Origin of the sequence: Actinomadura kijaniata NBRC 14229 (assembly GCF_001552175.1) — a bacterium.
GTDB classification, from domain to species: Bacteria; Actinomycetota; Actinomycetes; order Streptosporangiales; family Streptosporangiaceae; genus Spirillospora; species Spirillospora kijaniata.
The window spans coordinates 1-13,780 of sequence record NZ_BCQR01000240.1 but is presented as its reverse complement, the minus strand read 5'-3'; the positions used below and the strand labels follow the sequence as shown (position 1 = coordinate 13,780).

The window sequence follows — 13,780 nt, the reverse complement described above, 5'->3', positions numbered from 1 at the left end:
GGACGTGTTTTGTGGATCGGTGGATGTGGATCTGCGGGTCGGGTTGTGATGGACGAATGGTGCGTCGTCATGAACTGACCGATGAGGCCTGGGCCCGGATCGAGCCGTTGCTGCCGGTCAACACCGGCCCAGGCGGGCGATGGCGTGATCACCGGCAGGTGGTCAACGGGATCGTGTGGAAGATCCGCACCGGCGCCGACTGGCGGGACGTGCCCGAACGCTACGGTCCCTGGCAGACCCTCTACCAGCGATTTCGTCGCTGGTCGACTGATGGGACCTGGGAACGGCTGCTGGCCCACATCCAGGTGCACGACGATGCGGTCGGGGCGGTGGACTGGTCGGTCACCTGTGTGGACTCCACCATCGTGCGCGCCCACCAGCACGCCGCCGGCGCCCGCAAAAGGGGGAACCGCAAGGGACGAAGCGGGCATCGCTCGACCAGGCGCTCGACCAGGCGCTCGACCAGGCGCTCGGCCGGTCCCGAGGCGGGCTGACCAGCAAGGTCCACCTGGCCTGTGATGGCCGTGGGCTGCCGTTGGCGTTCACGGTGACCGCGGGCAACGTCAACGACTGCACCCGACTGACCGAGGTGGTGCAGGCGATCACAGTGGCGCGGCAGGGACCGGGCCGGCCGCGAACCCGGCCCGGTCACCTGATCGCAGACAAGGGCTACTCCACCCACCTGATCCGCGCCTGGCTGCGACAGCACCGCATCGCCCACACCATCCCCGAACGCAGCGACCAACTAGCGGCCCGGGCCCGCCGCGGCCACCGCCGCTGCGCCTTTGACCCGGCTCTGTATGCCCGCCGCAACGTGATCGAGCGTTGCTTCAACCGGCTCAAGCAGTGGCGCGGCATCGCCACCCGGTACGACAAGCTCGCCGCCCACTACCGCGCCGCTATCACCATCGCCAGCCTGATCCTGTGGCTCAACCAAGAACCACAAAACACGCCCTAGCGCCGGTCATAGGGCTCATTGTCAGGTGGCTCTGGAGGGGCTGATCGGATCAGTTGTTCAACGACTTCTTCCAGTGTGAGTCCATCGGGGCGGTCGACCGACTCAGACAGTCCCACTGCTAGCGCGAGACAGGCTGTCCCGTACAACGAGCGCTTGCTTTCATGATCGAGAATGGGTGCCGAGGGCTCGGCGACCATGCGGAGGGCGAGGCCTTCAGCCAGCGCGGTGAACAACAGCGCAAGGATGTCGAAGGTGATGCCCTTGCGCAGCCGCAGCCCGCGACCTTCCCATGTCCGAATGTGTACGGGCTGCCAGGTTTGGAGAATATCCGCATAGTTGTCGGACAGCGCCTGGCAGATGCCGGGATCTTGCTCGGCTGAGGCACTTGCCAGGAGTTGGACGCGCCACATGGGCATCTCGGCCAGAGTCAGCACATCCCAGTAGCACAGCTCGTGTGCCGCTGCGGCGAAGTCCGGGGCATAGGTGAGTTGATCTGCCAGCTCTTCGATCTTCTCGCTGTGCTGGCCGACGTAATGGTTCGACCAGAGGGCGAAACGAAGAAGATCGGCGATGTAGTCGGAGCTGGTCAGCCAGGTGGCCCTGAACTGTCCCTCGCTGCCCTGCCGCAGGAACGGTTCGGGGTTTCTGGCGAAAGTCTTGATGATCTCCTTGTGTGAAAGGAGCTTGAGTAGCGGGCGTTCAACCGAGTCTGGATTCTCTGGGTCGGTGGGCGCTCGTTCAGGTGTTCCCATCGCTCCCGTCAGCAGGGTCATACCGGCCTTGAGGTAGGACGCGGTTTCGATGCGGTTGGCCTTGCGTCCTCGGTTCAGGGGGGAGGCTCCACGAACCCGGCGAACCACCGGGGAGAGATCTTGGTTGTAGGGGAAGGGCAGGCTTTGCTTGTGGCTCAGGTCCATGGTTCCAGACTGCCCTCAATTCCACGGTTGTCCAGGTACGCGGCTGCGTGCACGTAAGCACGTTTCGGCGCACGGCCATGTCTGCGCATCTAGGCGTCCACGGCTATAAGCGCACACCTGCGGCGCTTCTTCATCTCCTCTGTCTCCTCTAACAAGGAAGCAGCAGCGTTACGGCTGCCTGGTTCCAGTGCGAAGGAGATCCATTGAGGGCCGCCATTCGGATTCTGAGATCTTTTATCCAGCTCCTGTGGCAGCGGCGCAGGATGTGCGGCGCCATGGGGGCTGCGCTGATGTCGGTCGGTATCATTGCCATGGCGGCGATCCTTCGCCCGGACCTTGTGCCACTCATCAGCGTGCTGCTTCTGGCGATCAATACGATGATCAATATCATCAACCGTCGCTAGTGATAACACCCCTGCAACGCCTCCGCCCTCCCCGACGGGAGGGCGGCGGCGTTTTCGGCGGAGCGGAGGGGACCTGCCGCTGTGTGACGGGCGTCGCAGGCTGGAGAAACTGACAACCAGTGTCGGTGCGGGGCTTCAGGCGGCCCATCCGGTGAACTGCGGCGAGTTCTTACCGCGCTGCTCGCCTAGATCAGCAGCGGGCCGATGATCCGGCTCCCTGGTCCAGCGGAGGAGCCTGCCTTACCGGGTCGGTGCCCGCAACCTCGCGTTCGCTGCGCTCACCCGGGGCGTACCAAGATCTTTCCGTCTTCGCCGGAAACATCTTGGTACGCCCCGGGCCGTGAGGTTGCGGGCCCTATCGCCCCGGCAAGGCCGAACGGCTCCCGCTGGACCAGGGAGCCGGACCACGGCCCTCCTGGTGAAACCCTCATCACGGAGGTGCTCTGCGCATGAGCACGGCGGTAGAGATGCCGGAAGCGGTCACCACGGAGCCGAGCGAAACCACGCCCGCTGGAGGCGGCGTGGCGCTCGACTTGGTCGATCAGCCGATGATCGAGGTGACGTGACTCAAACCCGACCCCGACAACCCCCGCGGCGACCTCAAGCTCAAGCCTTCGTTCGTGGCCGGGATCAAACGCGACGGCGTGGAAGTTCCCCTGATCATTCGGCCCGACCCCGATGACCCGGGCATGTGCTGGATCGTCGAGGGGCACCGGCGCTGGCAGGCGGCGTGCAAGGCTGGCCGCACCCACGTGCCCTACCGGCTGGCCACCGGGACCACCGACGCCGACCGGTTCTTGACGATGTACCGGACCAACGCCGATGACCATCGCATCAACCACACTCCCCGCGAGCAGGCCCGCGCCCTGTTCAAAGCGCACCAGGCCGGGGTGACCCGCACCCAGATCCGCCAGCGGGCGGGGCTGTCCGCCGACCAGGTGCGCCAGCACCTCAAGGCCGGCCGCTTGAGCGATGAGACCGTGGAGGACCTGCACCAGGTCGCCGAGGAGTGGACCGTCACCGAGTACGCCCTGGTGCAGGAGTTCGCTGACGATGAGCCGGCCACCGAGCAGCTGCTGCGGGCCAAACGGTTCGGCAGGTCGCTGGAGCACGAGGCCGCCATGATCCGCCAGCAGCGCGCCGATCAGATCGCTCATCGGCGGCTGCACGCCCAGCTGGACGCCGACGGCATCTCGGTCACCGACGAGCTCCCGCACGGGACGGTGAAGCTCAGCAGGCTGCGGGTAGGTCACCCCGGTCAAGAGCGGGGGGCGCCGCTGACCGACGACCAGCACATCAAGTGCCCTGGCCACGGCGTGCACCCTCCCCCAGCCGCACCCCACCTCCGCGGCCGCGCCGCCCAAGCCGACACCGAGGCCAGCCAGCAGGCCGCCGAGGCCCTCGCCTAAGCCGCCAAGCTGGAACACCCCAGCCGTACCGACGCGCAAACCAGTGACGCCCATCACGCCACCCGCAGCGACCAGGCCCGACTCCACGTCATCACCGGGACCAACGCCCGCTCATGGGACGAGCTGCTCGACACCGACCCTGAGGCCGTACGCGCCGCCGAGCTCAACAACAAAGCCCTCGACGGCGTCCCCATCATCGAACGACTGAACCAGCAGCGCGCATCCTGAACTACCAGCGGCAGGCACGAAACCGCCAAGACCCGCACCCCGCAGCCGCCCGCCTGCCGCCAGCCCGGCCCCCGCATCGACCCCGGCCCGGGGAGGGAGTAGAGACACCCCAACGGGACCACGCCGAACACGTCGTCGTACTGCTTAAGTAGATCGGCCTCAACCGCCAGGACATCCAGACCATCGAACGGGTTGCCGCGCTCAACTGGACCATCAGTTGATGAACTGCACGAGATGACCGGCACTTCCCAGCCCGGCGCGGCCACCGACGACACCAAGCCACCGACGACGGCTTCCCCTACTGGTCACAAGAACATCCGCAGTCTCTCTCCAAGAATGATCTCTCTCGAATCGATCTCCATTGGTGAATGATTTTTCTTGGATGTCCGGAGTCGGCCGTGGCACGGTCCAGTTCTTTTCGGTATTTGTCTAGGCGGGTGGGCTGGGATAAGACAGAGGAGTCACTACTTGCGCTGCACGGCACCCGCCAGAAGGGTGCCACGCCGTCGTGCACGTGCCACCTCTCTTTGCATTATTGGCCGATTTTCGGACTGTCGTGTCATGTATCAGCTTGTGATGCACCACACCTACATCGGTGGCAGCACTTTCGACGTCTCCGGAAAGGGGAACCACGGGTACCCTGAAAGGGTCGCACCAGGCACTGGGGACGCAAGCGGCAGCTATGTGTTCGACGAGCCGGGTAGCGGCATCCTGGTGCCGGTGTCGCCGACGCTGCAGACTCTGGGTGCCCTTCGGATCCGGATGAAGATCCGGGTCCCGGCCTGGGACGGAGCACGCCGCAACCTTGTCGAGGGTTACCTGAGCTTCGCGTTCTTCCTCAGCGGCGACGGACGACTGACTGGATCCATCGTGGACGCGGCGGGTAACTGGACCAGCGTCGCCGACGACAGGACGGTCCAGCCAGACACCTGGCACGAAGTCGAGATGGTCCACGACGGCGTCGGCACGCTGGGGTTGAACACCGACGGCCGCGTCGTGGCGGTCCGCGACGACGTCCCTGGCCCCGTCCGGCCGGTGGGTTCGCTCGGGGTCGCCATCGGCCGCTGGCCGGACAGCTCTCAGTACGTCTTTAAGGGCAACATCGGCGAACTGCAACTGTGGCGGTACGATCCCGTGGCCACCGTCACCCAGTTCCTCGACTGCTGCTGTAGAGCTGACCTCGAACCACTCGATGAGATCCTTGCCGACCTGCGCGGCAACGACATCGACTGGCGGCAAGTGCTTGAGGCCGCCCGCGCGGGGCAACAGGCCAACCTGGACTTGCTGGCCGCCGTGCGCACCGCAGACCCCCAGCAGGCTGTCGCGCTCGCCGCCATCCTGGCCGCCGTCCGCACGGCCCTGGACCGGCGCGACCGCGCACGGCTGGATGCGCTGCGCGCCCGCGGCGCAGCCGTCATCGACGCCAGTGCGGGCCGGCCCGAACGCGACCACTGGACGCAGCGAATCACCGAACTGGCCACTGGACTCGGCTGGGGCCCCCGCGAACTGGGCCGCCTGGCCCGCGCCTTGTGCCTGGACACCTTCGGCCCGCGCCGTGACTCGGACTCGCGGTCCGTCCCCGGCGGGTCCGCCGACCCGTGGGACCAGGTCGCGACGCCCGAACCGTTCCGCCGCCTCGACGACACGGGATCGGAGTGAATGATGCCTCCCCCGACCCCCGATCAGCTGCGCGCGCTGGCCGAACGTTACGAGCCGCTGTTTGTGTTCAGCACCGGCGAGCGAGTGTTCCCCGCCCAGGTCGAGTCGTACCTGTCGCACGTGTCGGGCGCTGCGTGGCAGCCCGCGCGAAGCCAGACGGCCGTTCGCGACCTTGGCGCACCGCCCGAAGAGGGCACCGGGCCCCACCACCGCGGCACAGCGATTATGGAGGGGGAACCGCCCGGTCGCCGGGTGGGCGGTCCCAGCGCGGCGGGCGCACCACTGCGCCGCGACGGACGCGGCACCGACGCCATCGGCCACACCTCCTATCGGCCCGGGTGGGCGTCGCCGACCCTGTTTTTGACCTTTGGCGGCTGGGCCGACCAGGCGTGCACGCGCGGCGACCGCGACTACCTGCTGGCGGCATTCGGGGAGCTGGCGGCGGCGATGGAACCGCTGCGCGACTGGCCGGAGTTTGAGTCGCGTCCCAACCGGCCGGTGCTGTGGGCCGACCAGCCCACCACACCGACCGTGTACGCCGAGATCCGGTGGTGCGCGGACTACCTGACGGTCGATGAGCAGGTCGACCGGGACGGCGGCCCCGCCCGCGATTTTGCGCCCGGCCCCGACCCCGACTCGCTGCGCCGCATGGTGGCCCTGACCTACCATCTGTTCTTCCCGCTGCGAGACAGCGACGCCGATGGGCCGCTGGCGATCGGTCACTGGCCGCGCGAGGGCCAGTGGGAGGCCGCGACGGTGTTCTTCACCGCCGGGCCGGACGGCGCCGGTCACCCCGCCGAACTGGAGATCGTCGAACCGCCGGTCGCGGTCGCGCTTAGCCGTGACCACGACACGATGTCGGATCTGGCGTCCTGCCGTGCCTGGTCACAGACCAACCGCCTGGACACCCATCCCCGCGTCTATGTCTCGCGGGGTCGCCACCAGCTGCTGTTCGCCGCGCCGTCCGGCGGGGTGGACAACTACGACGGCCCGGGCGGCGGCGCATCCCAAAGCACCCGCTTGAACGTGTCCGACCCCACCCAGGACGACTTCCCCGGCAGCGAGCTTCTGCTGATCCTCGGGCTCCTGCTGCCACCCCCGCTGAACCTGTTCGTGCTGCTGGCATGGCTGATCACCGTGTTGCTCGGCCTGCACAACGACCAATTCAACGGCGAGCTGGGCCCACCTATCGACCCAGCGACGCCCGGTGGCGATGGTGCGGGCTCCATCGCCTCCCCGGCGGCCGTGGCCGCCCCCGGGCAGGTACTCGCCGACGGCCGCCGCATCGACGACCCCGCGACAACGCTGCTGCGGTTCATCAACGGCTTCGACCGCGACCCGCCGCAGACCGCATGGCCCGACGATGACGATCCCGGCGTCGCGCCGCCGCTCATCGAGACTCCCTACTGGTGGAACTTCTCTGGTCGGTGGGGCGTCACCGTCCCGGCTGGCGCGACCCGCTGGTCGCCCGGCTCCTACCGGGCCGACCGTTCCGGCCGGACCCCCGGCTACTGGAACACCGTCGGCCTGGCCCGCGCCTGGGCGCGGGGGCTGGTCCCACGTCCGAACTGACCCGGCAACCTCCGCAGCGCAACACGGTGAAGGGCGGAGAGCACGGTGAAAGGGGGCCTTGACCATGTGGTGGGACAAGCTGCGCAGCAGCCTCGGCGACCTGATCGGTGGCCTGGTCGGTGCAGGGTTCCGTTGCTATGCCGAGACCGAGGTCGGCGCCCAACGCAAACTTTTCCTACTCACCCCGGGCCTGGCCAACGACCTGGACACCGACGGCTCCGGCGGGGCCGACCTGCGGGTGTGGTTCACCCCCCACCTCGCCCTGCCCCCTGACGGCCTGGCTGTGACCTTCGAACGCCGCGGCAACGGCGTGCCCGGACTGTCGGCCCGTGTGTTCATCGGCATCGACGGCGGCGTCTTCCCCGTGGGTAGCCCGCCCGCATCCATGCGTTTTGCGTTCTTTGGGTTCGAGGGTGCACAGGAGACCGTCGCCCCCGACCGGCTGCGAGTCGACCTCACACAGCGGGCCAAGGACGCCGAGACGCATCTGGATGTGCGGTTGTCCACCGCCGGCGCGGCGCCGGGTGTGCGGTTCCACACCGGAATGATCACTGGTCCGGTGGCGATCATCGAGGCCGAACGCGTGCCGGGTCCCGACAACCGTATTCGCACCGCCGACCTCGCCAGGGCGATCGACCGTGTTGACGCCCGGTTGCTCCTGGGGCAGGACGATGGCGGCCCGCTGGCACTAACCGACGCGAACCCGCTGCGGGTGGAGGTCGACACCGCGCCCACCGGCACGTCGCTGCGCTATACCGCGCCTGGGCCGTTGACGGTTGGCTTCGATGTCGAGAACGAGGGGGCCGGGGGTTACTTGCGCTTGGCGGGCGACGTCGACCTGATGCCCGACCGCCTCAGCGCCGACATCAAGGCGACCACCGCCGACGTCACCGCCAACGGTCCGCTGCGGGTGCATGTCAGGGGGGCAGGCCTACCCCTGCCCTTGGCAGGGTTGGCCAGCGCCACCGCCGAACTGGACCTGCCGGCCCGTCCCTTGAAAGTGTCGTGGGGGCCAGCGCCGCTGCGGCTGAGTGTCGCCCTTGGCCAGCCCATAGCCGGGACCCCCGCGACGGGGCTCGCGCTCAACGCCCACCTGCTGCGCGGCATGTGGAATGTGCAGTTCATGAATCCGCCGCCGCTCCCCGGGCAGGCTGTGGTGGGGGAGTACGACGACGGTAACGACCTGTGGCTGGCGATCAACACCCTGGAGAACCTGCGGCTGCGCCACACCCAGGACGGCAGCCAGACCACGGCCGACGCAGAACTCATCCTCGGCATGCCTCGCACCGGCGACACCGCGCCACCACCGCGTTCGCTGCGCGTCACGGTGCGCCGCTCCGGCAGGCTGTTCCTCGATGCACGCTCCTCCGGCCTGGACCCGGTCAGCGACAACAACCCGCAGGGCGTGCTCAGGGCGAACATCGACCTGGATACCGGGTCGGCCGACGTGCGACTGACTGGGCGCCTGCGCCACCTGCGCGCCCGCCACGACGACGGGACCGCCATCACCGAGGCATGGACGCCGGTCACCCCACCCGACCTGAGGGTACGGGCCCGCTACGACACCGGTCTCGACGTCACCGTGACCCCCGCCGCCGCGATGGCGCTCACCGGTGACCGCATCGCCTATGGCGGAAACCCACTGGGACAGTTCGCGCGAGTGTTTGCCCGGCTGCTGGTCAACGCGCCGCTGCGCGGCCGATACGTCATGATGTCCCGCCTTCCAGAGATCACCGGCAAGGCCGTGGCCCCCTTGACCGTGGACACCCATACCGCTGCGCCCGGCACCGCGTTCCCGCCCGAGATCAAGGGCATGTCGCTGCGGTACGAGACGGGCGTCAACTGCGGCGTCGCGCGGACCATCACCGGCGTCTTCGCCACCCGCGTGACCACCCAGGCGTTCCCGGCGGCGCCGTCGGTCGACGACCGGTTCACCGTCGTCGCCCCTGACGTCACGCTGGAGGCATCGGGCGCACTCCAACGGCCCTCGACACGCAAGGGAGTGTCCCTGGTGGCCAGCGCCGCGACCGCGCGCGACCGGCGGCTGGCCACTCGCATCCATCCGCAGGTGGTGCGGCAGACGACCCGCGTGCTGGCCAACACCCCGCCTCGACCAGACACCCTTGACACCGTCGCGGTCCGCATCGAAGGGATCACCGACTTCCGGTCGCCGTCACCGAACGGACCGGGGCAGGCGTTCCTCGCGTTCGACCTTTCCTTCGACCCGTCCCGGCCACGCCGCAGCCTGCGCTACGCCGAGAACCGGCGGTGGCTGATGAGTGAGGAGATGCGTGTCCTGCTGGGCGCCGACCGGTCAGCGGTGCTGCGCCCGGCCCCGCGGGTGCGCGCCCTGTTGGCCGACCTGCCCGACCAGATCATGGTGCGGAGCACCGCCGGGCCGGGACGGCGAGCCTTCAGGCTCGCGCGAGTCGGCGGCAGCGGACACGGCTGGGTGTGGGCGATGCTCGACCAGCACCGCTGCACAGGGGAGTTCGCCGGGACGGGCCTCCTCAGCCTCGACCTGTCGTCGCTGCCGCTGCGCACCGGCGTCATCCTCGCCGATGACCTGGCCGACGTGCGCCGCAGCGCACCACCCGGCGACGTCATGTGGCCCTCCCCGGCCGGATGGCTCGCCCCGTCCTCGCAGACCGTCACGATCAGCGGCGGTGACCTTCGGCTGGACCGGGTCGTGTACGCCTCCTTCTGGCCGGGACGGCTGAACCGCACCGGCGCGAACATCGCCACGTCCCAGAGCTACCCCACCCGCGACCAGGACGAATGGGACCTCATCACCGCCGACTTCGCAGTGCTGCGCGACACCGGCGCCAACGGCCAGCAGGTCACCATCTGGATGATCGACAGCACCGACTGGGACAACCCCGACCGCGGGCGCGGAGTCGCCGTCGAGACGGCGGGACTGAACGCCGACGTCATCGTCGACCAGTACTGGGCCCTGCTGCCGCCGCGCGTGCGCGACTACGCGACCGTGCCCTGGGTGAAGACCGCCGAGATCGAGCTGTACCAGTACACCGGGGCTTGGGCGATGGTCAACGACAGTCTGATCCGGACAACTCCCAACTACGAAAAACCCGACGAGGACACCGGCTTTTGGTTCCTGCGCGCCATCGGCGTGATCTCCGGCATCGGCGACGCCTACTTCGGCAACACCTCCGGCAACATCAATGGCAAGCAACGCCCCCCATGGCCCACCTAGGAACCCCTCCCATGACCCTCGCGACGCTGAAACAGCGCTACTTCGCCAACCTGCCCAGCGACGACGAGACCACGGCCGTCGAGTTCTGCGTCGACGGCGTGGGCTACCTGCGCGCCGCCCATGACGAGATCGCCCTCACCCAGTCCGGCGACGCCGTCTACCTCGCCGGATGGTTCTTTGACCCCAACCTGGACCTCACCGGCCACGCCCCCGGAGACCCCGCGCACCTGCCTGTTGCCGACCTGCTGGCGGACAAGGCCCACAACGGCGTGGACGTCCGCCTGGTCCTGAACGGCGCCCAGTACCTGGGCGCGCTCGGCGCCCCCGGCTACGGCACGTGCTATGAGGCCATGCAGCACCTGCGGTCCCGCCGACCGCCCGGCGCGGCCTCCCCGCCGCTGGCCGACCGCGTCCTGTACGACTGGTCAGGTGCCGAGATGACCGGCAGCAACCACCAAAAGGCCATCGTCGTCCGACGCAATGACCACCTGGTGGCGTTCCTGGCGGGCATCGACATCAACCCGCTGATGGTCGACCAAGCCCCGCACAACACCCAGACCCTGCCCGGCACCAGCGTGCAGTGGGGCTGGCACGACGGCGGCGTCCGGTTGGAGGGCGGCGCGGCCCTGGCCGCCTACCACAACTTCCGCGACCGCTGGCTGGAGGCATCGACGCTGCCGACGGCGATGTTGCTGGTCAAGGACATCACCCACAAGATCCCGCGCCTCGTCCGCTACACGCCGCCAACCACGACGCCCGTCCCGGACCTGCCCGCCGTGAAGCCACCGCCGCAACCCAACGCCGGGACCAGCGTGCAGATTCTCCGCAGCCGCTTCAAGACCAAACTCAACCGCCCGTTTCAGAAGCAGACCTGGCGGACCGCCGGGGGCGGTGAACTCACCGAGGTGTTCCAGACCCTCACCCACGCCATCGACGGCGCACAACGCTACATCTACCTGGAGGACCAGTTCCTGGCCGACCACCCGCCGCTGCCTGGCCCGCTCGACCACGCCGTCTGGACCGCCGTGGACGTCGTTCTAGGCGGACGCCGCCTTGCTCAGTACTCGCTGTTTCCGCACCTGGAGGCGGCGATCAAACGTGGTGTCGTCCTCATCATGATCGGATCGGGTTACGCCGACCCCGGTGACCTGCTTCCCGGTCCTAAAAACCGCACGCTGAACCGGCAGCTGGACCAGCTGGCCCAGATCGCCCCGGACCGGCTGGCGGTGTGGCGGCTGGAGGGCATGACCGTGCACACCAAACTGTGCGTCATCGACGACGCATTCGCTGCGATCGGCTCGGCCAACCTACAGTCCCGCTCCATGATCGGTATCGACAGCGAGCTGCAGGCGGCCATCGTCTCCGAAAACGACCTGGTGAAGGACCTGAGAGCCCGACTGTGGGCCGAACACCTCGGGCTGAACCATTCGGCCACCTCCGGCCCACTCCGTCAGGACCTCGACGATCTCGATATCGCGCTGGGCATGTGGCGCCCCGCCTGGGGACGCAACGACGGCACCTGGTTCACGACCGGGAAACCCACAGGCTTCACTCCGGCGGTGCTTGCCGCTGATGGCACCCGCAGCCGCATCGTCCGCGCCTACGTGGGCCCTGGCCCGCAGCCCTGACCGGTCGGGTAGAGGGCTCTTGTTGAGCAGGATCTTTGCGCTGTTCCATGCTCCGGCTGGCCTGTCGGTTAGGGGTGCGGTGACCGCGACGGGTTGCCGGGCATGCCGATGGTCGTTGCGATGACGCAGCCGGCGAGCTGGGTGGCCGGTTCGGCTACATCCGCCCCGAGGCCAGCGTGCTGGCGCTGGGCAACCGCGAAGACCTGACCGAGGCACTGGGCGACCTGAACCCGACCCTGGCGGTGCTGGACGGCATCACCGAGGCCGTGTCGCTGCACGGCCTGGAGCTCAAAGACAACACCGACATCGCCACCTTCGGGCTGATCCTCCCCCGGAGGATCGCCAGCCAGGGCCCCGCCGTCACCACTTTGGACCACGTGGTCAAGGACCGCGACGGCTGCGGCCGCTACGCCATCGGCGGCGTACACAAGCTCAACATCATCAACGGCGCGGCCTACACCATGGAGAACCGCGAGCCGTTCGGGACCGGCATCACCGGCCGCTCGGGCCTCTACATCGCCAAGGACCGGCCCGGCCAGTTGCGCCGCCACGCCGTGCACTCGGCCGGCGGGATGCGCTGGTTCGCCGACCTGAAACTGGCCTCCCACCCCAAGGGGTTCGTGGAGGCCGAGCTGGAGGCGCCCAACGCCGGGGACCGCAAGCCCTTCCGGCCTACCGCCCTGATGGCCAAGATCTCCGACGCGTTGGCGCGCGAACCGGTCGCTGACCAAGACCGAGATCTGTGAGCGCGTCGGCGGACGCACCACCACCGTGCGCGCCGCCTTGGCCGTACTGGTGGACAAGGGGCATGTGGAAGAGCAGCCCGGCAAGAGCAACGCCGTGCACCACAAGCTCGTCACGTCGTTCCAGGCTGACCGGTGTGCCCGTCCCGCGCCCCTGCTCCGACCCCTCGCGGTGTCCGTCCCGGCCCGTTCGCGATCTTGACCGGGCCGACGGGCGACACTGGCGTTCTCGCAGTTCACCCTCCATGCACCGGGCCGTCCGTGTCCGTCCCTGATCTTGGTTGTGGGGTCGCTGGGCACTCGAACCGTTCGGGACGGACACTCGCTCCTGCTGGCCTGCATGAACGTGATCCGTTCGCATGTCCGTCCCGTCCGTCCGCATCCGTCCCGGACGGGCTCACCTGACAGTTCCACCGGCGCACATCCGCTGTTCGGCACATGCTGGGGTGCCGACGGTGTTCAAAAACGCGTGCCGGTATCGGTGTGGGCCACTTTGCGGATCTGTTCGGCCGAGGGACCAGCGTGCCATCGCAAATCCGCACTGCTCAGATCCGCATCGGCCAGATTCGCACCGGTCAGGTCCGCGCCGGTCAGGTTGGCGCCGGTCAGGTTGGCGCCGATCAGCCTCGTTTTGGCTAGGCCCGCGCTGACCATGACCGCATCGCGCAAGACCGCGCTGGTCAGGTTCGCCCTGCCCAGGTTCACGTCGGTTAGGTTCGCGCCGGACATCCTCACGCGATACAGGTCCATGCCGGCCAGGTTCTTGCCGTGGAAGTCGGCGTTGCGGAGATCAGTGATTGCTTCGGAGTTGGAGCGGGAGCGGCCGAGCACGATCAAGGCCGATTCGACGTCCACGGCCAAGCGGGTCTTGTCCGAACCGGCGGGGGGGGGGCTTGTCCTGTGCGTGACTGCGGACGTAGGCGGTCAGCACCTCGATGATGGTGCGGCGGTCTTGGTCGGGCCGGTCGGAGTCGTCCATCAGCCGTTTCAGGGCGTAGATGCCGCCCATCCGCACCTCGGGCTTGGCCGAGCCGAGTTGTTCGATGGC

10 protein-coding genes and 1 pseudogene are annotated in these 13,780 nt (G+C 68.3%); 8 read left to right on the top strand and 3 right to left on the bottom strand.

Annotated elements, in window-relative coordinates:
- Positions 1-59: 59 nt before the first annotated feature.
- Positions 60-958 (top strand): IS5 family transposase gene (locus AKI01S_RS49965; RefSeq protein ID WP_245682063.1). Its coding sequence is split into 2 segments (ribosomal slippage): positions 60-458 and positions 461-958, totalling 897 coding nucleotides; the frame shifts between segments, so codons are not numbered across the junction.
- On the opposite strand, the gene AKI01S_RS45505 is transcribed toward AKI01S_RS49965, so the two are convergent.
- Positions 955-1,875 carry a hypothetical protein gene (locus AKI01S_RS45505; protein WP_157420613.1) on the bottom strand — a complete coding sequence of 307 codons (921 nt, stop codon included), beginning with the start codon at positions 1,873-1,875 and terminating at the stop codon, positions 955-957. The two genes, AKI01S_RS49965 and AKI01S_RS45505, sit on opposite strands and share 4 nt — an antisense overlap.
- A gap of 275 nt (positions 1,876-2,150) precedes the next feature.
- On the opposite strand from AKI01S_RS45505, the gene AKI01S_RS54510 reads away from it, so the two are divergent.
- From AKI01S_RS54510 to AKI01S_RS45465, 7 genes are all read left to right on the top strand, one after another.
- A complete protein-coding gene (locus tag AKI01S_RS54510; protein ID WP_281186214.1) occupies positions 2,151-2,279 on the top strand; it encodes a hypothetical protein in 129 nt (42 codons plus the stop codon).
- 620 nt (positions 2,280-2,899) lie between these two features.
- On the top strand, positions 2,900-3,688 hold the full coding sequence (locus tag AKI01S_RS54050) for a ParB N-terminal domain-containing protein (RefSeq protein WP_084000889.1): 789 nt from the start codon (positions 2,900-2,902) through the stop codon (positions 3,686-3,688).
- 789 nt (positions 3,689-4,477) lie between these two features.
- Complete coding sequence (locus AKI01S_RS45485; RefSeq protein WP_067832514.1) at positions 4,478-5,575, top strand: LamG-like jellyroll fold domain-containing protein; 1,098 nt, start codon at positions 4,478-4,480, stop codon at positions 5,573-5,575.
- A gap of 3 nt (positions 5,576-5,578) precedes the next feature.
- On the top strand, positions 5,579-7,147 hold the full coding sequence (locus AKI01S_RS45480) for a hypothetical protein (RefSeq protein ID WP_157420612.1): 1,569 nt from the start codon (positions 5,579-5,581) through the stop codon (positions 7,145-7,147).
- A gap of 64 nt (positions 7,148-7,211) precedes the next feature.
- Positions 7,212-10,361, top strand: a complete 3,150-nt coding sequence (locus tag AKI01S_RS45475; RefSeq protein ID WP_067832511.1) for a hypothetical protein — start codon at positions 7,212-7,214, stop codon at positions 10,359-10,361.
- A gap of 11 nt (positions 10,362-10,372) precedes the next feature.
- On the top strand, positions 10,373-11,989 hold the full coding sequence (locus AKI01S_RS45470; protein ID WP_067832510.1) for a phospholipase D-like domain-containing protein: 1,617 nt from the start codon (positions 10,373-10,375) through the stop codon (positions 11,987-11,989).
- A gap of 176 nt (positions 11,990-12,165) precedes the next feature.
- Positions 12,166-12,735 carry a hypothetical protein gene (locus AKI01S_RS45465; RefSeq protein WP_067832509.1) on the top strand — a complete coding sequence of 190 codons (570 nt, stop codon included), beginning with the start codon at positions 12,166-12,168 and terminating at the stop codon, positions 12,733-12,735.
- Between the two features lie 456 nt (positions 12,736-13,191).
- Here the strand turns inward: AKI01S_RS45465 and AKI01S_RS45460 are convergent, their stop codons facing one another.
- Positions 13,192-13,587, bottom strand: coding sequence for a pentapeptide repeat-containing protein (locus tag AKI01S_RS45460; protein ID WP_218010063.1), 396 nt, complete (start codon positions 13,585-13,587; stop codon positions 13,192-13,194).
- Positions 13,523-13,780, bottom strand: a pseudogene (locus AKI01S_RS53080) (hypothetical protein); the annotation flags it as partial. The pseudogene AKI01S_RS53080 and the gene AKI01S_RS45460, both read right to left, overlap by 65 nt.